The 21,925-nt window shown below is 72.5% G+C and carries 18 protein-coding genes; 10 read left to right on the top strand and 8 right to left on the bottom strand.

Annotation, left to right across the window (positions count from 1 at the left end; translation table 11 throughout):
* Positions 1 to 53 precede the first annotated feature (53 nt).
* The 3 genes from FHR82_RS10500 to FHR82_RS10510 all read left to right on the top strand — a co-directional run bounded on the left by FHR82_RS10500 (position 54) and on the right by FHR82_RS10510 (position 4,140).
* The gene (locus FHR82_RS10500) at positions 54 to 791 is read left to right on the top strand and encodes a phosphotransferase family protein (RefSeq protein WP_184810077.1); all 738 of its coding nucleotides are present in this window, start codon (positions 54 to 56) and stop codon (positions 789 to 791) included.
* Positions 792 to 851: 60 nt separating this feature from the next.
* A complete protein-coding gene (locus FHR82_RS10505) occupies positions 852 to 3,410 on the top strand; it encodes an ATP-binding protein (protein ID WP_184810078.1) in 2,559 nt (852 codons plus the stop codon).
* Positions 3,411 to 3,591: 181 nt separating this feature from the next.
* The gene (locus FHR82_RS10510) at positions 3,592 to 4,140 is read left to right on the top strand and encodes an SUKH-4 family immunity protein (RefSeq protein WP_184810080.1); all 549 of its coding nucleotides are present in this window, start codon (positions 3,592 to 3,594) and stop codon (positions 4,138 to 4,140) included.
* A gap of 118 nt (positions 4,141 to 4,258) precedes the next feature.
* On the opposite strand, the gene FHR82_RS10515 is transcribed toward FHR82_RS10510, so the two are convergent.
* Positions 4,259 to 5,506, bottom strand: coding sequence for a cytochrome P450 family protein (locus FHR82_RS10515; RefSeq protein ID WP_184810081.1), 1,248 nt, complete (start codon positions 5,504 to 5,506; stop codon positions 4,259 to 4,261).
* A gap of 86 nt (positions 5,507 to 5,592) precedes the next feature.
* Positions 5,593 to 6,351, bottom strand: coding sequence for an N-acetyltransferase (locus FHR82_RS10520; protein ID WP_221463600.1), 759 nt, complete (start codon positions 6,349 to 6,351; stop codon positions 5,593 to 5,595).
* Between the two features lie 230 nt (positions 6,352 to 6,581).
* On the opposite strand from FHR82_RS10520, the gene FHR82_RS10525 reads away from it, so the two are divergent.
* Entirely contained in the window at positions 6,582 to 7,370 is a 789-nt protein-coding gene (locus FHR82_RS10525) for a M15 family metallopeptidase (protein WP_184810082.1), read from the top strand.
* Between the two features lie 82 nt (positions 7,371 to 7,452).
* A complete protein-coding gene (locus FHR82_RS10530) occupies positions 7,453 to 8,253 on the top strand; it encodes an MOSC domain-containing protein (RefSeq protein ID WP_184810083.1) in 801 nt (266 codons plus the stop codon).
* A gap of 105 nt (positions 8,254 to 8,358) precedes the next feature.
* Here the strand turns inward: FHR82_RS10530 and FHR82_RS10535 are convergent, their stop codons facing one another.
* Both FHR82_RS10535 and FHR82_RS47335 read right to left on the bottom strand, forming a co-directional pair.
* A complete protein-coding gene (locus FHR82_RS10535) occupies positions 8,359 to 9,024 on the bottom strand; it encodes a helix-turn-helix transcriptional regulator (protein ID WP_311771030.1) in 666 nt (221 codons plus the stop codon).
* Between the two features lie 96 nt (positions 9,025 to 9,120).
* Positions 9,121 to 9,354 carry a helix-turn-helix transcriptional regulator gene (locus tag FHR82_RS47335; RefSeq protein WP_311771002.1) on the bottom strand — a complete coding sequence of 78 codons (234 nt, stop codon included), beginning with the start codon at positions 9,352 to 9,354 and terminating at the stop codon, positions 9,121 to 9,123.
* A gap of 62 nt (positions 9,355 to 9,416) precedes the next feature.
* Here FHR82_RS47335 and FHR82_RS10540 point away from each other — a divergent pair, with 62 nt between their 5' ends.
* The 3 genes from FHR82_RS10540 to FHR82_RS10550 all read left to right on the top strand — a co-directional run bounded on the left by FHR82_RS10540 (position 9,417) and on the right by FHR82_RS10550 (position 11,643).
* Positions 9,417 to 9,842 carry a VOC family protein gene (locus FHR82_RS10540; protein WP_184810084.1) on the top strand — a complete coding sequence of 142 codons (426 nt, stop codon included), beginning with the start codon at positions 9,417 to 9,419 and terminating at the stop codon, positions 9,840 to 9,842.
* 137 nt (positions 9,843 to 9,979) lie between these two features.
* Entirely contained in the window at positions 9,980 to 10,903 is a 924-nt protein-coding gene (locus tag FHR82_RS10545) for an NAD(P)H-binding protein (RefSeq protein ID WP_184810085.1), read from the top strand.
* A complete protein-coding gene (locus FHR82_RS10550) occupies positions 10,903 to 11,643 on the top strand; it encodes a CPBP family intramembrane glutamic endopeptidase (RefSeq protein WP_184810474.1) in 741 nt (246 codons plus the stop codon). The genes FHR82_RS10545 and FHR82_RS10550 overlap by 1 nt, the downstream gene beginning before the upstream one ends.
* On the opposite strand, the gene FHR82_RS47340 is transcribed toward FHR82_RS10550, so the two are convergent.
* From FHR82_RS47340 to FHR82_RS10570, 4 genes are all read right to left on the bottom strand, one after another.
* The gene (locus tag FHR82_RS47340; RefSeq protein WP_184810475.1) at positions 11,624 to 12,271 is read right to left on the bottom strand and encodes a response regulator; all 648 of its coding nucleotides are present in this window, start codon (positions 12,269 to 12,271) and stop codon (positions 11,624 to 11,626) included. The two genes, FHR82_RS10550 and FHR82_RS47340, sit on opposite strands and share 20 nt — an antisense overlap.
* Before the next feature lie 559 nt (positions 12,272 to 12,830).
* Positions 12,831 to 15,914 carry an NHL domain-containing protein gene (locus FHR82_RS10560; protein ID WP_184810086.1) on the bottom strand — a complete coding sequence of 1,028 codons (3,084 nt, stop codon included), beginning with the start codon at positions 15,912 to 15,914 and terminating at the stop codon, positions 12,831 to 12,833.
* 122 nt (positions 15,915 to 16,036) lie between these two features.
* Positions 16,037 to 18,289 carry an Hsp70 family protein gene (locus FHR82_RS10565; RefSeq protein WP_184810087.1) on the bottom strand — a complete coding sequence of 751 codons (2,253 nt, stop codon included), beginning with the start codon at positions 18,287 to 18,289 and terminating at the stop codon, positions 16,037 to 16,039.
* The gene (locus FHR82_RS10570; RefSeq protein WP_184810088.1) at positions 18,286 to 20,511 is read right to left on the bottom strand and encodes an Hsp70 family protein; all 2,226 of its coding nucleotides are present in this window, start codon (positions 20,509 to 20,511) and stop codon (positions 18,286 to 18,288) included. Before FHR82_RS10570 ends, FHR82_RS10565 begins: the two co-directional genes overlap by 4 nt.
* 194 nt (positions 20,512 to 20,705) lie before the next feature.
* On the opposite strand from FHR82_RS10570, the gene FHR82_RS10575 reads away from it, so the two are divergent.
* Complete coding sequence (locus FHR82_RS10575) at positions 20,706 to 21,164, top strand: hypothetical protein (protein ID WP_184810089.1); 459 nt, start codon at positions 20,706 to 20,708, stop codon at positions 21,162 to 21,164.
* 89 nt (positions 21,165 to 21,253) lie between these two features.
* On the top strand, positions 21,254 to 21,895 hold the full coding sequence (locus FHR82_RS10580; RefSeq protein ID WP_184810090.1) for an SAV_915 family protein: 642 nt from the start codon (positions 21,254 to 21,256) through the stop codon (positions 21,893 to 21,895).
* Positions 21,896 to 21,925: the final 30 nt, after the last annotated feature.

A 21,925-nucleotide genomic window follows, 5' to 3' on the forward strand; every position in this document is an offset into this window, starting at 1 on the left:
GGGGCCGCACAAACCCGGCGACGTCGGTGGTCATCCCCGCGATAATGGCCGACATGCAGGAGGTCGAGGTCGTCGTCGCGCATCACGAGTGTGCGACCCTGCGTGTCGGCGACGTGTTCCTGAAGATCGACGCTGATCAGGCGCGCACCGACGTCGAGGTCGACGCGATGACCATGGCGCCGATCCCGACACCGCGGATCCTGTGGCGCACACCGCCCGTGCTCGCCCTCGCCGCCCTCCCGGGGACCGCACTCGGCCGCCTCGGCCAGCCGTCGACCGCGTCGCGGGCAGCGTGGGCCGCGGCGGGCGCCGCCGCTCGGGAGCTGCACGACGCGCCACTGCCACCACGGCCCGGCCGCGACCGCGCCGACATCGCGGCACACCTCGACGACGAATGCGCATGGCTCCTCGCCAACAACGTCCTCCCCGCCGACCTGGTCACGCGCAACCGCCAGGTCGCCGAGGCCGCGCTCCGGCCGTGGACACCGGTGTTCACCCACGGCGACCTGCAGGTCGCCCACGTGTTCGTCGACGGTGACGAGATCACCGGCGTGCTCGACTGGTCCGAGGCGGGCCAGGGCGATGCACTGTTCGACCTCGCCACCCTGACCCTCGGACACCAGGAGCACCTCGACGACGTCATCGCGGGCTACGGCACCGACGTCGACCTCGACGTGATCCGCGCGTGGTGGTCACTGCGCAGCCTGCGGGCGATCCGCTGGCTGACCGAACACGGCTTCGACCCCTCCGCGCCAGGCTGCGAGATCGACGTGCTCACAGCCCAGATGTAAGGCCCGGCCAGTGCGGTGCGCTGACCCCGGACCCGACCTGGCGGTACGTGACAATTGGGCGTGGCCCCCGCACTGCACGGCACGATCGTGGTCGTCGACGTCGTCGGCTTCGGCGACCTCCGGCGAACCAACACCCACCAGGTCAACGTGCGCACAGCGTTGTACCGGATCGTGGACGACGCGTTCGCGCGGTCGGGCGTGAACTGGACAGGCTGCCACCACGAGGACCGCGGGGACGGAATCCTCGTCGTCCTCCCGCCCACCGCCGCGAAGGCCCCACTCGTCGAGTCGCTCCCCGGTCATCTGCTCGGGCTGCTGAGCGAGCACAACGCGGCACGCGACCCCGAAGAGCGGATCCGCCTGCGCGTGGCACTGCACGCGGGCGAGGTCCACCACGACGACCACGGCGTCGCCGGCCGCGCCGTCACGCATGCCTTCCGCCTCGTCGACGCCCCCGCGTTCCGCGCGGTGGCCGCCGGTTCGAGCGGCGACCTCGCGGTCATCGCCTCCGCGTGGTTCTACGAGGAGGTCGTGTGGCACAGCGGGCTCACCGGCTACGAGCAGGTCACGGTGGGCAACAAGGAGACCACGACGACAGCGTGGGTGTGGTCACCCAGCTCGCAGAGCACCCGGCCGGCCCCTGGCCCGGTCCCGCATCAGCTGCCCACCAACATCAGGCGCTTCGTCGGCCGCGAGGCAGAGCTGAACCGGCTGACGGCACTGCTCGACGAATCCGAGCAGACCGGCGGGACCGTCGTCATCACCGCGATCGACGGCAGCGCCGGTATCGGCAAGACGTCTCTCGCGTTGCACTGGGCGCACACCGTGAAAACACGCTTCCCCGACGGCCATCTGCACGTCAACCTGCGCGGCTTCGACCCGCGGGAACCGATGGACGCCGGCCAGGCGCTGCACGACTTCCTCCAGGCCCTCGGTGTCGCCCCGGAGAGCATTCCGGCTGAGCTCGACGCGAAGGCGGCGCTCTACCGCAGCGTGCTCGCCGACCGACGGATGCTGGTGGTACTCGACAACGCCCGGTCTTCCGAGCACGTCCGGCCGCTGCTGCCCGGAACGTCGTCGTGCATCACGATCGTCACGAGCCGCAACCGCCTCGACGGTCTCGTGATCCGCGATGGCGCGCAGCGCATCCCGCTCGACGTGATGTCCGAAGTGGAAGCCCGCGCCCTGCTGACCGAACGAGTGCCGTGGGTGGCTGACGACCACGCGGCGGCCGACGAGCTGATCCAGCTGTGCGCGCGGCTGCCGCTCGCCCTCAGCGTCGTCGCCGCGCGCGCCGCGGTCCAGCCGAGCCTGCCCCTGCGCGAACTGGCCCGCGAGATTCGTGAGGAACGCAACCGGCTCGACCTCCTCGACCTCGGCGAGGTCGACCTGAGCGTCCGTGCCGTCTTCTCCTGGTCCTACGCCGTCCTCCCGGCCGGCGCGGCACGTCTGTTCGTACTGCTCGGTGTCCACTCCGGACCCGACATCGACCTGCTGGCATGCGACGCGCTGCTCGGTGCCCCGGCCCGCGCGGCGGTGCTCACCCTGACCCGCGCCCACCTTCTCACCGAGTACGTCCCCGGCCGCTACCGGTTCCACGACCTGCTCCGCGCGTACTCGACGGAGCTGGCCGAAACCGCCCCGGACCGCACCGCCGCGGTCGAACGCGTGCTCGACCACTACGTCACGACCGCCCTGCACGCCGACACCCTGCTCCTCCCTTTCCGCGACGGGGTTCTGCGCATTCCCGAGCCCCACCCGCGCTTGACGACCTACCGCGACGCGATGACGTGGTTCGCCGCCGAGGACACCACGCTGCTGGCGATGGTCGGTCTCGCAGCCGACCTCGGCCGCCACCGCCACGTTGCACGCCTCGTCTGGGCCTGCGCGACCTACCTGCGCCGCAACGGCCGGCTGGAGGACCGGGTCGCCGCCGACCGGCTCGTCATCGCCGCCACCCGGGCCAGTGGTGACCAGGACGGACAGGTTCGCGCACTGTGCAGCCTGGCGCGCGTGCTCGCGCGGATCGGCCGGTTCGCCGAGGGGCTCGAGACACTCACCCACGTCGAGCCCCTGCTCGGGTCGGTCACGGGCACCGCGACCCGGATCTCGGTACAGCTGTCCTACGCGCGGGTGCTCGGGCTGGCCGGGCGGTTCGATGAGGCGCTCGCGCACGCACGAGCCGCCCACGCACTGACACCGACCGAGGAGGGATCCATGCGGCAGGCCGACACCCTCAACTCGGTGGGCAAGCAGCTGTCGAACACGGGTGACGACGCGGCCGCACTCCCCTACTGCGAGCAGGCACTCGCCCACTACCGGCGGCTCGGCAGCCACGACGGGCAGGCCGAAGCACTCGTCAACATCGGCGACATCAACCGGAACCTCGGACATCACGACGCGGCGATCGCGTGCTTCACCGAGGCGTTGGAGATCGACCGGCAACTCGGCGACTGGTACTGGCAAGGCGAGATCCTCGAGAACATCGGCCGTACCCACCTGTCCGCCGGCGACAGCCACGCCGCGGACATCGCGTTCGAACAGGCACTCGCGATCTTCACCAGGATCCGGCATCCCAAGGCCGAAGTCGTGGCACAGCTCCGTACGACAGTGATGTGAAAGGAGAAACCTGCCGACCTCGGCCTCCACGCCGACGACGGCTGGGCCGCGGTCCTCGAGACAGCATTCGGTCCTGGCTTGTTCCGGGTCGTCGAGTCCGAGCCGGAGCCGGACCACGAGTTGTCACGACGCACGGCCGGGCCGTGCTGGGCTGGGCTGGGCTGGGCTAGGGTCGTCGGACGTGACAGCAGGCGTTTCTCCGACTCCTCCGACGTTCACCGCGCTCGAGGCGTGGGCCGGAGCGGGGCGGGTCATCCGTGCCGACAAGTCGGAGCTGGCCGCCTGGCAGCTCCCCGAACAGCAGAAGGCGACGCTGGTCTCGTGCGGGGTGCCGTTGCTCGAAGGCGTCGTCGACGCGGTGTCGTTCACGACGGAGTCGGGGATGTACCGGCTCGCGGGATACGGCGACGACCGATGCCGGTCCGGTTCGGTCTACGCCGCGGAGCCGGAGACCGGACGTGTGCTCGAACTGACGACCTCGGGCGCTGCCAGGTTGGTCAACTCGTCGATCGCTCACTGGCTCTGTTCGCTGCACCTGGTCGGCACCTGGCTGGCGAGCTCGACGGCGATCCGCTGCTGGGACGAGGACGACGCGATGGAAGAGCTGGCACTCACCGAACTCGCCGACCTGTCGGAGCAGATCATCCACCTCGACCCGCCCACCTACGGCGACGACGGTGATCACCGAACCCGCTTCTGGCCTGCTGTCCTGGACCGGTGGTTGTACTGACACACCGCGACATCCGCTTCTGCCGCTGGGCGCCGTGGCCTGGCGGGCAGGCCGACAGCACGATCCCGTCGGCCTGTCCGCGGTCGTGATTCACATCCGGCGTCCGCTCCTCGTCGGCTCAGGCGGCCTTCGTTGCCTCGTGGTGCAGCAGTACCGGCAGCGCGGCCACGTCGTTGGCCATGAACGAGCGCAGTGGCGGGATGTCCTCCGGGGCGGTCGCCAGTGCCAGGTCCGGGTACCGGGCGAACAGCGCGGGTACCGCCACCACGGCCTCCAGCCGCGCCAGGCGCGCGCCGGGGCAGAAGTGGGGCCCGCCGCCGAACGCGATGTGCTCCTTGTTCTCCCGGTCGATGTCGAACACCTCGGGGTCGGGGAACACGTTGGGGTCCCGGCCGTGGGCGAGGTAGCTGATCATGATGGCGTCGTACTTCCTGATCACGACGCCTTCGCCGAGGTCGATGTCCTCCTTGGCCCACCGCATCGGCAGGTGCCCGACGGGGCACTGGAGGCGCAGTGACTCCTCGATCGCGTCCGGCCACCGGCTCGGGTCCGCCCGGACGATGGCCAGCTGGTCGGGGTTGGCGAGCAGCTCCCGGACGGTGTGGTCGATGAGCGAGACCGTGGTCTGGCTGCCGCCCCCGATCAGCAGGATCAGCATGTCGACCAGTTCCTGCTCCGACAGCGGCTCCTCGCCGTCGACGCGGGCCGCGATCAGGAAGCTGGTCAGGTCGTCCCCCGGCTCGCGGCGCTTGCCCTCGATGAGGGTGCGCATCGCGGTGTTGATGTCGACGAAGACCCTCGCCGACTCCTCCTCCGGCACGTTGTCGGTGTCGAGCACGACTCGCAGGATCCGCAGCACTTCGGGACGCAGGTCCTCGGGCACGCCGAACAGGTCGCAGATCATCCTGGTCGGCAGCTGCTGGGAGAACGCGGTGTGCAGGTCCACCGGTCCGCCGGCCGCGCGGATCGCCAGCTCGTCGAGCAGCGTCGCGGCGATGGCATCCAGGTGCGGCTTCATCGCGTCGATGCGCTTGGGTGTCAGTGCGGGCGCGACCATCTTGCGCAGCCGCTGGTGTTCGCGGCCTTCAGCGGTGGACATGGACTCCACGTCCACCCACGGCGACAGCCAGGGCACCTCGCCCGGCACGTACATGGGCAGGTTGTTCCTGAGGTTGCGGGAGACACCCGGGTGGTTCAGCAGGTACTTGACCACGTCTCCTCGCGTGATGGACCACACCACGACACCCTCTGGCAGCTCGACGGCCACCGCGGGAGCGGCCTCGCGGAAGCGGTCGAGCTGTGCGTACATGCACTTGCCGCCGCCGCTGTCGATCTTCTCGCTCGGCGCGGTGCTGAAGGGGATCATCTCGTCCTACTCCTGTGTCTACTAGGGACGCCCCGGGTTCGGGCGTTGATGGGCGGTGGGCTGCCGCGTCGCGGCCCATGGACTGGTCACGTGGTCAGGCGGTGCCGGATCCACACGTTGGGTTCGATGTAGACAGCGCGGTCGTGCTTGACGCTGACCTCGACCAGCGTCAGTGCGCCGGGCACCGCCACCGGCCCGTCGGTGTCGAACGGCAAGCCCGTCCACCCGCGCCACTGAGCGAGGCTCCCGGCGATGGCCATCGACACCGGGCAGACCTTGATGATCTGGCCGCCCTCCCGGACGTGCACGCGCAACCAGGCGTCGGCAGGCAGCCCGTCCGACCGGGTACGCGCCGTGTAGTCGGTGATCGACGTCTCGGGTTCGGCGTGCTTGTTGCTCGGCCGGACCGGGGCCATGAGGTCGGCGAACCCGAAACGTCGCGCGTTGTCGTTGAGTGCCACGAGTGTCCGGCTGGAGAGGTTCCTGGCCTGCGAACCGGGGACCACGGCGATCTCGAGCGCGCACACGGCGGTGAGCTCGCGCCCGGCGTAGGTGTCGAGCATGCTCTGGCGAAGCACCTCGTCCCAGCCGGTGTCGGGCAGGCTGTCGACGTCACCGTCCCATGCGAACGGCACGCTCGCCGCCCTGGCGATCACCCGCTCGTCGTCACCCTCACCGTCGAGCACGACGAGCTGGTGCTCGGGATGCCGCTCGAAGGCCCAGTTGATGAGCAGTGGCTCCGCTCGGACGTACGCGGGCCAGGTCGACTCCATGGTCAACATCGCCGACGCGAGGTCGGGCCGCTCGGCAAGACTGACCACACGCAGGTGCACTGCTACGGACATGTCGGGCTCCTTACGAGCGCAGGATCACGCCGAAAGTCTCGCCCGCCGAACTGGTGCCACACCCGCACCAGACTCGCCGCACCCACCGCCCGGTCAGGAGTCTCTGGTGTGGTGGGGGTCGGCGTGGCAGCCCGCACACCGCGGTCACTCAGCGGCAACTCGCTGCCCACGGCGCGCCCGGCGACCTCGTCCCTGCCCAGCAGGGTCCGGCTTTGTGTATAACAGTCCTCGTGTCCCGAACCTCCCGCCTCAGCGCGGCTGTGCTGGCCCTCTTCTCGTGCGTGGCTCTCGCCGCACCCGCCGCCGCGAGCGACAAGCACGGCGCGCCACCCGAGTTCGTCGTCCTGCACGACGTCGACCCGACGATCCGGTACGACATCCGCTACTTCGGGCGGCACAACTTCGTCGGTGACCGCATCGACGGCTACCGGCAACCGCAGTGCATCCTCACCCGTCACGCCGCGACAGCCCTGCGCACCGCACAACGCACGCTGCTGCGGCAGGGCTACACGCTCAAGGTCTACGACTGCTACCGCCCACAGCGCGCGGTCGACCACTTCGTCCGCTGGGCCACGGACCTCGACGACGAACGGATGAAGGCCGAGTTCTACCCCAACGTCGACAAGTCACGGCTGTTCGCCGACGGCTACATCGCGGAGAAGTCCGGCCACAGCCGCGGCAGCACCCTCGACGTCACGCTGGTCAAGCTGCCCGCGGGTCCCCAACGGCCGTACCGCCCCGGCGAGCCGCTGGTCGCCTGCTTCGCCCCGGTCGAGCAGCGTTTCCCCGACAACGGCGTCGACATGGGCACTGGCTACGACTGCTTCGACCCGTTGTCCCACACCGACAACCCGGCCATCACCGGTGCCGCCCGCCACCACCGCGACCTGCTCCGCACCACGCTCGCGGACGCCGGGTTCCGCAACCTCCCCGAGGAGTGGTGGCACTTCACCCTCAACGACGAACCCTTCCCCGACACGTACTTCGACTTCCCCGTCAGCCGAGGTGCACTGGACTGACAGGGCCTGGCCTGGTTCAGCCGGCCCGAGTCCGCGGTCCGATCCCGGCGTCACATCGTCGGTGCGGTAGTACTTTGGTGATGTGGCGGTCGTTACCGGGTTGGTGTGCTACCCGATCAAGGGGTGTGCCGGGGTCGTTCTGGAGCGCGGTGAGGTCACGCCGGCCGGGTTGGCGCACGACCGGACCTTCGCGGTCGTCGACCGGTCAGGTGCGAGCCTGTGGCAGGGCGAAGTGCCGCGGATGGCGGTCGTTCGAGGCCGGGTGCTGGACGCGGGCGCCGGCATCGTGCTGAGCGCCCCCGGTGCGGACGACCTCGAGGTGGACGTGGCGTCCGGCGGGCGGACCCTGGCGGTCGAGGTGGAGAAGTGGCCGGGCACGGGGATCGACCAGGGCGATGAGGCGGCGGGGTGGTTGTCCGAGGTGCTCGACGTTCCGGTCCGCCTGGTGCGTGAGCCACCGGGCGCCCGCACCGGCGCCGACCCGACCGCGCTGCTGATCACGTCGCGGTCGTCGCTGGACGGCCTCAACGCACGGATCCAGGCCAAGGGTGCCGCCCCGGTGCCGATGGACCGCTTCCGCCCCAACGTGATCGTCACGGGCTGGGCCGAGGCGCACACCGAGGACCTGGTCGCCCGCATGACCGTGGGCACCGCCCAGTTCGGCTTCGGCGAGCTGGCGATCCGGTGCGCGGTCACCATGGTCGACCAGCTGGCCGGCGTCCGGGCGGGCCCCGAACCGTTGCGCACGCTGGCCGACTACCGCCGCGAGCCGGACGGTGTCGCCTTCGGCATGAAGGCCACCGTGCACACCCCGGGCCACGTCGCCGTCGGTGACCAGGTCACCATCACCGCCCGAAGATCCACAATGGACGGTGCACGCTGATCGGCTCCACCCGGTCCCATGTGGACACCGGACCCTCGGTTCGGCTCGGGTGACACGGAACCACGCAACACCCGCTTCACCCCGAACCACGGACGCGGAGCCGGGTCATCCGCCCGTCGCGCGCTGGTAGCGGTCGGCGAGTGTCGCGCAGGCGGTGCGCAGCTCGGCCGGTTCGATGTCGGTCAGGTCGGTGTCGAAGGTGGCGAGGATGCCCGCGATGCCCGCCCAGGACCACGCGCCGAGCGTGAGCCGGGTGGTCTCCTCGGTGACGGGTTCGACGACCGACCCGCCCGGTGCCCACCGCGCGACGATGGCCGCGGGGTGGCGCAGGACCGCCGAGCCGAGGCACTGCCAGCGGGCGGGGGTGTCGCCGCGGTCGAAGCTGGTGACCACGTGCTCCGCGACTCCGCGTCCGGGCAGGGGCCGGCGGGTGAACGGGATCCCGGTGGGGTCGTGCGGGTGGATCCGGTCGACGCGGAAGATCGGCCACGTGTCGTCGTCCGGGTCGCGGGCCACGAGGTACCAGCGGCCGGCCCACACCACGAGGTGGTGCGGCTCGACCGCGCGCGGCGCGGCGAAGTCGGGGTCGCGCGGGCCGGGCCGGGTGCCGTCGGCGCGCAGCCGGTCGAACCGCAGCACGTGCCGCCCGCGCACCGCGTCGCCGACCGCCTTGAGCGTGGCCGCCCCGATCGGCGGCGCGGCGAACTCCCAGTGGTTGCGCAGCGAGGTCAGCTGCATGGCGTCGATCTCGGCGCGCAGCCGCACCGGCATCACCTGCCGCAGCGTCTCCAGCGCCCGGGCGCTCGCCTCCCGCAGCCCGAAGACCGTCAGCGGTGTGGTCTGCAGCGCCAGCGCGACGGCGACCGCCTAGTCGTCGTCGAACAGCAGCGGCGGGAGGGTCGAGCCGGCCCCGAGGCGGTACCCGCCGTCCGGCCCCTTCGCCGCCGCCACCGGGTACCCCAGGTCACGCAGGGTGCCGATGTCCCGCCGCACGGTCCGGGTGCTGACCGCGAGACGCTCGGCCAGTTCCACGCACGACCACTCGCGGCGGGTGGCCAGCAGCGACAGCAGGGTCAGCGCCCGCGACGACGTGGTTGCCATGACGCCATCGTCCCCGAAGAAGCGGACACTCGATGTCCGCCACCGCTGCCAGAGTGCGGGACATGAGCGACACCGCCTCCCCCTACACCGGCTCCCGCATCGACCACCTCAACGTCGCGGTGCCCGATCTCGACCGGTCGATCGCGTTCTACAGCCGGGTCCTCGAGGTCATCGGCATCGAGACGAAGCTGCACGTCCCCGCCCGCCCGGACCTGCCAGAGATGCACGGGTTCGGCGTCGGCGGCAAGCCGTTCTTCTGGCTCATCGCGGACGGCACGGTCGGCACCAACATGCACGTCGCCTTCACCGTGGGCTCCCGGGACCTCGTGCGGCGCTTCTACGACACCGCACTCGCGGCCGGCGCCACGCCGCTGCACTCCCCTGCCGCCTGGACCGAGTACCACCCGGACTACTACGGCGGGTTCGTGCTCGACCCCGACGGCATCAACCTCGAGGCCGTGTGCCACGAGCCGGCCGACCGGTCCTGAGTGGCGAGGCTGCGGTCCCGTAGGCGCTCCAGGCCGCCTTGCCCGGCGACGGTGTGCGTGCGTCGGCGCCGGGTGCACCACCGCCGTCATCCGCGTCCCGCCGCGCGCCGACGGCGCTGATCGGCGAGGCTGGGGCCATGCGGGTACTGGTGACGGGAGCGTCGGGGTTCGTCGGGCGGCGGCTGGCGGCCGCGCTGGTGGACGAGGGGCACGAGGTGCGGGCCATGACCCGCGAGGTCGACCGCTACCGCGGCGCCGGGACGCCCGTCCACGGCGACGTGCGGGAAGCCGGCTCGCTGCGCGCGGCGGCCGAGGGCTGCGGGGCGGCCTACTACCTCGTCCACTCGCTGGACGACCCGCGGTTCGCCCAGCGGGACGCCGACGCGGCGCGGACGTTCGCGGCGGCCGCCGCGGCAGCCGGGGTCCGGCGGATCGTCTACCTGGGCGGGCTCGGCGCGGACGACGGGAAGCTGTCCGAGCACCTCGGCAGCCGCCGGGAGGTGGAGACGCTCCTCGGCGAGGGCGGGGTGCCGGTCACGACGCTGCGTGCGGGCATCGTGATCGGGCACGGCGGCACCTCCTGGGAGATGACGCGCAAGCTGGTGGAGCGCCTGCCGCTGATGGTGGTGCCGCAGTGGGTGTACACCCGTTGTCAGCCCATCGCGGTCGCGGACGTCGTCCACTACCTCGTCAGGGTGCTGGAGGCGCCGGCCGCGGAGGGGCGGACGTTCGAGATCGGCGGCCGGGACGTCTACACATACCTGGACATGATGCGCAGGCTCGCGGTGATCGAGGGCCGCTTCCTGCCGATGCTCCCCGCCCCGGTGCCGATGGTCGGCCCGGTCACGTGGCTGTCCGCGCAGTGGATCGCGGTGTTCGCCGGGGTCGACGCGCGGACCAGCCGGGCCCTGATCGACTCGATGAACACCGAAGTGGTCGTGCACGACCACACCATCGACGAGGTGGTGCCGCACGAGCCGATGAACTTCGACGACGCCGTGCTCGCCGCGCTCGCGGAACGGGCGCGGGAGACGAGGGCCGCGTCGGAGGCCGCGCGGTGATGCGGGTCCTCCGCACGCTGTTCCGCGAGGTCCCGCGCGACCACCGGGAGACGTCCGAGGCGATCCGGCGGCGCAGGCGGGTCGTCACGGTGACCGCCGTGGCGGGCGCGGGGCTGCTCGGCACCTCGCTGTCGACCACACCGGGCTCGCCGCGGTTCTACCGGCTGACCACCGCGACGGCGGCCACCTGGGTCGCCGGGGGCCTGCTGTCCGGGCCGTTGCACCTCGGCCGCGCGTTCGGCGGCGGCGACCGGCTGCGGCGCCCGGCGCTGGTGCCGGTCCTGCTCGGGGCGGCAGCTTTCGCGCCGTTCTACGGGTGCGCGCTGGTGTGCAGGCGCATCCCGCCGCTCAACCGCATGCTCACGTCCATCCTCGCCTACGCCCACCAGGGCAGCGGCGGCGCGGTGCTCGCCACCACCCTGGTGAACGGCGCGGCGGAGGAGGTGTTCTTCCGCGGCGCCCTGTACGCGGCGGTGCGCCACGCGAACCCGGCGGTCGTGTCCACCGGCACCTACGTGCTCGCGACCACCGCGACCCGCAACCCCGTGCTCGTGGCCGCGTCCGCGGTCATGGGCACGCTGTTCGCACTGCAGCGACGCGCCTCGGGCGGGATCCAGGCACCGATGATCACGCACCTCGTGTGGTCCGCACTCATGCTGCGGTTCCTGCCACCGCTGTTCCCGCCACCGGCCGCTCGCCCGCGTTCGACGGGCTCGCGAGTCAGAGGTCGTCCAGATTGATCAGGCCGTCCTCGATCGCGCGGGCGGCGAGCGCGACCTTGCTCGGCGCTTCCCTGCCGATCTGCGTGTACTTGACCCGGATCCGTTCGAGGTGGGAGTTGACCGTACTCGGGGAGATCCCGAGGCGGTGGGCGACGAACTCCTTCGACTCCGACTGGAACCACTCGATCAGCACCTCGATCTCCCGCGACGACAACGCGGGCCGCCGCTCGGACCGATCACCCGCGAGCGCCCCGGCCAGCGACGGCGGCGTGTACGGCTTGTTCCACGCCGCGGCGTGCACCGCCTTCACCAGGTGCGCCGCCCCCTCGATCTTCGTCAGATAGCAGTGGGCGCCCAACTCCAGGCACTGCAACGCGATGCTGTCGTCCGCGCGCATGGAATAGACCACCACCCGCCTGCCCGCGTCGACCAGCCGGCGCAGGTCACCGAGCACCGGGGCCGGGCCGCCCAGGTTGAGGTCCAGGATCACCACATCCGCGTCGGCGCCCCGCCCCAGCCACGCCACCCGCACGTCCGCGCCCTCGGCGACCACCGTGACCGGCGGAGTCCCCTCGGTCAGCCACTGACCGACCCCAGCTCGCACAGCCGGATGATCGTCGACGATCACCGCGGTCAGACCGGCCACCTCGGTACCAGAAGCCACCCGACCTCCCCCCGACCATGAGCACCGCGCACATACCGGGTTACGTCCACCGGTGATGTCGTCGCGGAGCTTCCCTTTTCTGGCGTGCGCTTCCAGTCCGGGAACTGCTCGGCGGTTCCTGGACGGCGCGGTGGCACTGTAGAAACCGTGGCTGGCACGGCTCTGCCCGTACCCCACCCGTACCACGTGTGCGGCCACTCCTGCCATCGCGCCTCGACGAACCGGGCGGGCACTCCGCCGCCGTGGTGGAGAGAAGTGCCCGTCGATGCACAACCGCATGGTCCGCGGTGCCCATGCCACCATTCGGCTCACGAACGCGGCCTGCTCCGAGTCGACCGCCCAGTTGCCGTGGTAGACCAGGTTGTCGAACAAGTCGTTGCGCTCGAACGGGTCGGCGGCCGGGCCGAGGTCGGCGGGGAACGCGTCGGTCAGCCGCCCGAGTGCGGCCGCGAGGTCGTCCATGACAGTCCCAACAGGACTCCGCACCATGGGAGAACGACGTTACGCCGGATCGGCACACGGGCCATGCCGGTTTCCGGCATCAGGACTCGGCGCTTCCGGAGGCGGGGTCACCGTTGCTTGCTGTGGTCTGAGGCGTAGGTCTGCGGTGCGCGCGTACCCGTGCCAGGACGATGCCGCCGCCCACCAGGACCACCAGCGCGACGGTGACGACCGTCCCGGCGGAGATGCCCGATGGCGCACCTCCCGAGATCGCCGGGGCGTCGGCGGCCCTGACCAGGACACGCACCTGGGCGGTGTCCGGTTGCAGGAAGTACAGGTCGCCGCCCGGGCCGATGGCGAGCTGGGTCACCGGGCCGTGCTCACCGCGGTGGACGACCTCGGTCTCGCCGTCCGGCGAGAACCGGTGGATCTCCGAGCCCGCGCTGACGAACATCACCCCGTCCGTCGTGAACGCGATGTCCTCCGGGTCCTCGAGGGTCATGTCGTAGACCGGGTTCGCATCGTCGCGGCCCCTGCCGACGACAGGTTCGGCCTTCCCGTCCACCACCCGGTCCACGCCGCTCAGGCCGGTGACGACGTGCGGTGTGCCGTCCGGGTCGAGCGCGATGCCGTCGAAGAACTCGTGCTCGCCCGCCCTGAGCACCACGTCGAGTGCGCCGTCCTCGCTCATCGCGTAGACGCCGTGGGACGTGCTCAGGTACAGCGTGCCGTCCTGCGCGACGGCGATGTCGTGCGGGTCGCCCTCGCGGAAGGTGTAGTCCGTCGGGGACGACCAGTTCTCGATCGGCTGGTCGGCCATCCGGTTGTCCATGCCACCACCGAGCAGCGCCACCACCGCGCCGTCCGGGTGTCGGCGCAGCGCGGCGTCCGGCACGAGGTAGAGCGAGCCGTCCGGTCCGGTGGTCAGCGGTCCGGCCTCGAGCGGACCGGTCGGGCCGTACTTGACGAACGTGGGCAGCGGGGGGTGGAGCTCGACCGGCCGCAGCTCACCGCCTGGCCGGGCCGAGTGCACGCCGGTCGCGCTGGCCAGGTAGACCGTCCCGTCCGCGCCGACGGCGAACGACTCGAGGTCGCTGAACGGCACGTCCGTGGCCTTGCGGACCGGTGCCGGGTCGAGGTCGGCGACGGTGCGGATGACACCGTCGGTGCCGACGGCCCGCACCTGGCCGCCCGCGGTGAGGACGTGGAGCGTGCCGTCCGGTCCGAACGCGACACCCGTCGGGTCGGTCACCTCGGTGGCGACGGCGGGAACACCGTCGCCACCGTCGCCCCGCTTCCCGTTGCCCGCGACCGTCGTGATGACGCCGTTCCGGTCGACGCGGCGGACGCGGTTGTTGTTGGCGTCGGCGACATGGCACGCGCCGTCCGCGCCCACGGCGACGCCGAGCACGTTGTTCAGCACGCCGCCTTCGGCCGGTCCGCCGTCACCCCCGTACCCCGCCGTGGGGCCGCCGGTGAGCGTGCTCACGGTGCCGTCCGGGCGGGCCACCTCGACCGCGTTCGCGGCCCGCTGGACGAAGTAGACCGAACCGTCCTGGCCGACGGCGAACCAGCGCACGTCGTGCAGCAGGGTGCGCAGTGCCTGGCTGGTGCTCTCCTCCGCGTCCCGCTCGTACCCGACGACCATCTCCTGACCGCCGGGCGTGAGCCGCTGGATGGACACGTAGTCGGAGTAGTACACCGTGCCCGCGGGATCGGTGGCCACGAGGCGGGGCGCGTCGAGGTTGTCCTGCGCGGACTCCGCCCAGGTCTCGACCGTGTCGATCATCCCGTCGGGCGTCACCCGGTACAGCAGGCCGTTGGCGGTGAGGTAGACGGCGCCTGCCGTGGCCGCGACCCCGGTCGGCCGGTTCAGCACGACCTCGGTGGCCGTCTTGTCGTGGTAGGCGCCGTCGGTCTCGGCGCTCCTGCCGGTGCCTGCGAACCGCCGGACAGTGCCGTCCGGCGCGATGGCGCGCACCTGGTGGCGGTACGGCTCGGCGACGTAGATCGTGCCGTCCGGCCCGACCGCGAGCCCGCCGGGAACCCGCTCGTCCTCGGTGATCCGCACCGTGTCCTGCGCGGCCGGTGGCCGCTTGCCGCTGCCTGCGACCGTGTGCACGGCGCCCGGCTCGTCGTCGGCCCACGCCGACCGTGCCCGCGCCACGGGTCGGGCCGCGTTCGCGGCGCCGTGCTGGACGAGCCGGAGGACCTGGCTGGTGCCGGTGAGCGTCTCGACGCGGCTGACGTACAGGTCGCCGTCCGGACCGACGGCGAGATCGCCGATGCCGTCCAGTGCCGGGCCGACCGGGCTGCTCGCACCGTCCTCGCCGGCCAGCATGACCTGCTCGCGGTTGTGGTCGACGAAGTACACGCGACCGTCTGGCGCGACCGCGGGCCCGCCCAGTCCCCTGGTGTCCATGGCGGCGGTGACGGTGGCGACGGTGCGCAGCGGACCGGTGGGGCCGAGCGCCTGGATCTGGCCACCGGACACACCGCGCCCTGGCTCCGGGATCCTCGTCAGGAACACCGTGCCGTCCTGGCCGACCGCGAGCCACACACCGGCCAGGTCCACGGCCGCCTCGCCGACCCGGGTGACACGGCCTGCCCGGTCGACCCGCACGACGCGCTTGTTGGTGGCGTCGTACAGGTACGCGTTGCCCTCGGCGTCGACCGCGACGTCGTCGTCCTCGGCGGGTCCCGACGTGGCGGCGCCGAGCGTGTCCTCGCGCGCCACCACCGTCACCGCGCCGCCGGGGTCGATCCTGCTGAGCTGCCGTTCGTAGTCGTCGTCGAGGGTCAGGTACAGGGCGCCGCCCGGGGCGGCCGCCATCCCGGTGATCGTCGGGCGGCTCCCGGAGCCCGGTTCGGCGCCCGCGACGTACACGGTGTCGATCACACCGTCCGGGGCGACCCGCCGCACACGTGCGGTGTCGGTCAGGTAGACCGATCCGTCCGCGCCGACCGCGATCCGCTCGACGCTGATCCTGGCGTCCCGTGCCGGGCCGCCGTCACCGGAGAACCCGGTGGGCCCGAGCCCGGCCACCACGACGACCTGACCGGCACGGAGCGGCGCGGCCTGCGCAGGCGCGGACACGGCGAGCAGGGCCGCGACGCCCGCGAGGGCCGCCGTGACGCGGGCACCCGTGCGCCTGCCACGCGCGGTGAGTGATCGGTGGCGCACCACAGGCTCCCCCATTCTCGCGACCGGTACGGCAGTACCGACGCACCCGTCGCGAGCACGGTTCCTCCGCCGCCCGGCTGACACCCCGCCCGGCCGGCGCACGCTCCGGTCGACATGGCGGCTCAGGTGGGCACGTTCCAGATCCGCCAGTCGGCCGGGGCGCCGCTCGCGGTGCGGGGCGCGTAGACGATCCGGCTGATCGTGGCGTCCCGGGCCAGCCCGAACACGAGGCAACCCTGAGCCGTGTCGCCCGGCGGGACATCCGGGGGCTCCTCGTACGGGTCGGGGCACTCGCGCAGGTGGTAACGGACGAACACGTCGGCCGAGACCAGCAGGCCGCGGTCGTCCAGCACGTGCAGGGCGCCGGCGACGCTCGGCAGCCGCGCCGTGCCGACACCGCCCGCGCGCATGGAGAAGCGCACGACGTACTGCCGGGAGCCGGGTGGGGGCTTCGGGTCCGCCAGGTACGCCGAGGGCGTGTCGATGAGGTCGGCGATCGCGACATCGGCGTAGCCCGAGCCGGTGTCGACCTCCAGCGGCGGGCCGCCGACCTGCCCCTCACCACCCGGCGGGGCCGCGGGGCCGGTCGCGGGCAGGTCGGCCGGGAACAGCAGCGCGTGCGCGCCGAGCCGGTCGACGGTCCGGTCGACGTAGACCACGCCGCGCACGGCGGTGGCGGCCGGGACGAGGAACGCGGCGCACTCGATCCGGGGCGTGCCCTGGGGCGTGGCGGGCAGGTCCTGTTGGCTCGAGCCGCAGAGTTCCACGGTGACGTCGCCCGCGCGGTCGACCGTGTCGACGAGCTGGCCGCGGTCGTCCAGCAGGTACACGTTGTGCCCGTCGCCCGCGTTGAGTTCGCCCTCGACCCGCAGGGTCGTCTCGACGCCGGCGACCACCCACCGGTAGCCGGCAGGCGCCGTCCGGTCGGCCACCTCGCCACGCTGGAGCCGGACCTCCACCCGGGTCTCGGTGGCGCCCTCGTAGGTTCCGGTGGCCCGGAACAACCCGGTGCCGCCCGGCGGCACGACCGTCGGGTTGGGCGACCCAGGGCCCGTCACCGGGGAACCCGGCCGCACGGGCGGGAACTCCGGCATCGGGTCCGGGGCGTCCGGGTCCGAGGTGGCCGTCGGGTGGCCGCCGGCCCGCACGGCGACGGGCGTGCCGCCGACCTCCTTGCCGCCGGCCAGCACACCGGCGGTCACGAGCGCCGCCGCCGTGAGCACCACGGTGCCGGCCGCGGCCAGCGCGCGCGTGCGCCGCGGGCGGCTCGGTGCACCGGGGACAACCGGTGCCGGGTGGACGGGTCGCGTCGGCGTGACGGACTCGTCGGCCGCGGCCAGACCGACCGCGCCCCAGGCGACCCCGGCCTCCGGTTCCGGGTCGGGGTGGACCGGCAGCTCCAGCGCCGTCCTGAGCAGCTCCGCGACGCGGGGGATCCTGCTGGTGCCGCCGACCAGGTGCACGGCGCGCAGCGTCGCCCGGTCCACACCGGACGACTCGACCACCCGGCCTGCCAGCTCGACCACCCGCAGCAGATCGTCGGCCACCAGGGTCTCGAACTCGGCCCGGGACAACGTCGCCGGCTCGGCGGCGCCCGCCGACAGCAGTGCGGACTCGTGACGACTGAGCAGTTCCTTGGCGGCGCGGGCGTCCTGGCGCACCAGCAGCTCCGCCCGCCGCGCCTTGTCGTCGGCGGGCGGCTCCGCCGCCGTCCGCAGCCGGTCGACGATCCGTTGGTCGAGGTCGTCGCCGCCGAGGTCCGGCAGCCCGGCGCACGCCAGTACCGCGAACCCGGAGCCGTGCCGCCGGACCACGGCGGCGTCGGAGGTACCGCCACCGAGGTCGACCACGAGCACCGCGGCGCCGTCGGCGAGCCCGGCCCGCACGGCGGCGGCGACCGGCTCCGGCACCAGGCTCAGCCGGGACGCCAGACCGGCGGCGGCGCGGGGCAGCCTGCCCATCCGCACCGGGCCCCAGTCGGCCGGGTGGGTCAGCACCAGGTGGTCGATCGGTCCGCCCGCCTGCCTGGCCGCGGCCGAGCAGACCCTGGACAGCACCGCCCGCACCGCCGCCAGGACGTCGACCGTGGTCTCGCCGAGCAGGAGGGTGTCCTCGTCGAGTCGAGCCTTGGGCCGCGGCTCCAACCGGTGTGGCGCGGACCGGCCGAGCCGCAGCGCGTCCGTGCCGACGACGAGCCCGCCGTCGTCGCCGAGGAACACCGCCGACGGCAGCTGCGGCGCGCCGTCCACACTGACCACCCTCGGCGCGGCCCCGTCCCGCCTGGCCACCGCGACGGTGTTGGTGGTGCCGAAGTCGATGGCGACGGTCAGTTCACCCGCGCTCCGTGATGCCGGTTCGCTCGCAAGCTCGCTCACGACGCCGCCCACACGGTCGGGTCCGTGCCGTAGAGCGAGATCTCCACGTCCCGCACCGGCGTCGCGGTCGGCACCGCGAACAGGAAGCAGCGCACCTGGACGGCCGTGGATTCGGTGAGCCGTCGTCTCTCGACGCACTCCTGCCCCACCACCTCGTCGGCCTGTTCGATGGTGGTGCCCCGGTCGTCGCGGAGCTGGACCAGCAGCGGCGGCGCGATGTCGGAGTCGGCGGGCACCCGGATGGCCAGGCGCGCCACCACGCCCCGGGTGCCGGGCAGGCCGATGGGTTCGGTCCTGAAGTAGGCCGACGGCGCCGACACGAGGTCCGCCACGGCGACGTCGGCGGAGTAGGACCCGTCCTCGGCACGGAAGGTGTGCGGGACCAGCAGCGGCAGCGCCTCGCGCGGCAGCGGCTGGGCCGCGCCGTCCACCCGCTGTCCGGTCACCAGGACCCGGGCGCCGTTCGCGGTCGGCATGCGGTCGCCTGGCGCCGCGGTGCTGTTGGGCGTGAGCGCGACCTCGGTCACCGGCGTGGTCCGTCCCAACCGGAACGCCAGGCACGCCTGCCGTTGCTCGCCTGGCTCCAGCAGCTCGTCCCCGACGCGGTCCGGGCAACCGGCCAGCCGGAGATCATCGTCCGAGCTGATCATCAACCCGCGGTCGTCGACCACGTATGTCTCCGCCTCGACCTGTTTCGGGCTGGCCTGCTGGTCCACCGGCCCGGTGGTGATCCGGACCAGCACCAGCCGGTGCTCGTCGTCGGTGTGGACCCCGGCCTCGGCGAGTTCGGCACTCTGCTCCGGGGTGTCGATGAAGGAGTCCAGCCGCCACATCATGGTCACCCCGCCCTGCTCGTACCGGATCCCGGTGCCCTTCTCGACGACCGGCAGGCGTTGCGTCGACTGTCCTGGCACGGTGATCGGGTCGCCGTCGGCGGGCGGTGGCACGGAGAGCCGCTCGGGCGCCGACCCCGCTGCCCGTGCGGCGCCGGGCACGGTGCGGCCGCCGCCCAGGGCGACCGCCGTGACGGCGGTGAGCGCGACGACGGCAGCGACGGCGACCGCGATCCACGCCTGGCGCCGGTCCCGCGCCGCGGCGGGCACGGGCGCCGCCGTGCGGACCGGTCCGGTGGGTGCCGGGTCCGGCTCGCTCACCGGGCGGGTGGCGACGTCATCGGCGGTGGACCGGTCGGCGTCGGTGAGGGTGTGCCCGCCGAGCGCCACGACGGACTGCGGCGCCTCGTCGAGCCGGATCCGGGTGCCGAACGCGGCGCCGAGCAGGGTGCCCAGCAACGGGATCTGGCTCGCGCCGCCGACCAGGTGCACCGCGTGCAGGTCGCCGGGGGTCAGGCCGCAGCCCGCCACCACGTCGGCGAGCAGGTCGACCGCGCGGGCGACGTCCGCCGACACGAGGCGCTCGAACTCCGGCCGGGTGAGCAGCCGGTCGGGCAGGTCGTCGGGCATCGCGATGTCGACCTGCGGGTGGCGGGACAGCACCTCCTTGGCGGCCCGCACATCGTCGCGGAACCGGAGCAGCGCGGCCATCTCGTCGGGCCGCAACCGCTGCTGGCGGTCGAGCAGGTCCGCGACCGCGGGCTCGTCGACGCGGATCCGGTCGACGACGCGCTGGTCGAGATCGTCCCCGCCGAGATCGGGCAGGCCGGCGCAGCCGACCACGCTCAGCCCGGACCGTTCCCGCCGGACCACCGCCGCGTCGCAGGTGCCGCCGCCGAAGTCGAGCACGCCGATCGACGCGCCGACCGGGAACTCGTGCTGGTGGGCGAACCAGGCCGCCGCGGCCACCGGCTCGGACGTGGTGGACAGCCGGGGCGCGAGGCCCTGGGCCGCGGTCAGCAGCGCGCCGATCCGCGTCGAGCCCCAGTTCGCGGGGTGGGTGAGCACCAGGTGCTGCACCGGTGCCGCGGCCGTCGCGGAGGCTTCGGCGACGACCCGGGACAGGACGGCGCGGACCAGCGTGGTCGTGGGCACCACGGTGTCGCCGAGCAGCACCTCGGCATCCGCGATCCTGGCCTTCGGCCGAGGCTCCAGCCGGGCCGGTTCGGCCCGGGCCAGCCGCAGCGCGTCGGTGCCGACCACCGCCGTGCCCCGCCCGGTCCAGAACACGGCGGACGGGAACCACGGTTGCCCGTCGACCGTGACCAGCCGGGCGGGCAGCGCAGGACCGGACACCACGGCGACCGTGTGCGAGGTACCGAAATCCACTGTCGCGGTGACCTGCCCCAACGGAAACCTCCGATCTGCGCGAACGCGGCATATGACTGTGCCGCGGTCGCACCAGTTCCCTGAAACGTGCGGCGGCCGAGCCCCGCCGAGTGTGACAGATTCTCCACGAATGGAACGGCGGGGCCGATCGCGGAGTCCATGTCAGGTACGCAACACGAATTCAGGGAGGAAACATGTCGACGACCCCACCCGCGGTGGTGCCCCAGTCCGTGCGCAACGCGACGCTCGCCGTGTGGGCGATGCTCGGGCTGCTCGTGTTCCGCGTCATTCTGACCTTCGCGTTCGCCGACGACCTGCTCGACGCCTACATCGGGGACAACGAGGCCAGGAAGGCGCTGCCGCGTGAGCTTGTCGAGGCCGCGGCGCCCAGTTACTCGGGGGTCGCGATCGGCGTCCTGATCATCGGCGCGGTCCTCGCGTTCGCCGCGCTCAACCTGGGCAAGGGCGCGCGGTGGGCGCGGGTGGTGACCGTGGTCTTCGCCGCGCTGAGCCTGCTCGGTACCGTCGCGTCCCTGCTCGCACCGACGATCGCCGTGCTGCTGATCATCAACATCCTCGTCGGGTTGCTCGCGGTGGCCGTCATCGTGCTGGTCTTCTCCGGCGAGGCCAACCGGTTCTTCGCCGCGAAATGACCGCCCGCGGCCGGTCGGTCCACTCAGGACGGTCCACGGGCGGCGCGCTGGTGCCCTTCGGCCGACGCGTGCTGAGGGACCTCGACGACATGGCTGCCGACGGGCGCGACGAGCTGCTCGCGTTGACATTGCCCGACGGCGACCTCGAACTGTATGTCACGGACCGGGATGAGCAGGTCCTCTTCTGCTACACCGAGTCGCGGTACCTCGTGGCGGCGTGCGGTCCGGGACAGCCGTGGGCCCGAGTCCGCCCGTCGAGCCTGGTCGCGTCCGCCGAAGCGGCGGGGCGCCCCGTGTTCGTCGCACTGGACGCCTGGCATCCCGCCGGGATCCGTTACGCCGAGCCGGACGTGCGTGAACTCGAGCCCCTGCTGCCCGTGGAGCCGGCGCCGCCGATCACGCGGGTGTGGATTCCGTCCCGTCCGGTCGGGCCCGGCGCGAAGAAGGTGCACCTCGAACTGCATTGCGTGGTTCCCGGTGAGCCGATGGTTCTCGGGTACGGGTCGCTGCCCGACCTGCTCGACGCGTGCGGTCCGCACCAGGCGGCCGTCGCGGTCCGCCCACAGGACCTGGACGAGATCGTCCGGACGACCGGTGCCCACGGCGTGCTGATGGACGCGGTGCTCGATGAGGACCTGCGGCATGCGGCTCCCGTCGTGGACTGGAGCCGCGAGGACCTGTTCTCCGTGGACAGTGCCCAGACAAGCACCGGTGAGCACGGTGTCCGGTAGCAACCGCCACCGGTCAACGAGGAGGGAGTA

This window comes from Actinophytocola algeriensis, assembly GCF_014203735.1.
Taxonomy (GTDB): Bacteria; Actinomycetota; Actinomycetes; order Mycobacteriales; family Pseudonocardiaceae; genus Actinophytocola; species Actinophytocola algeriensis.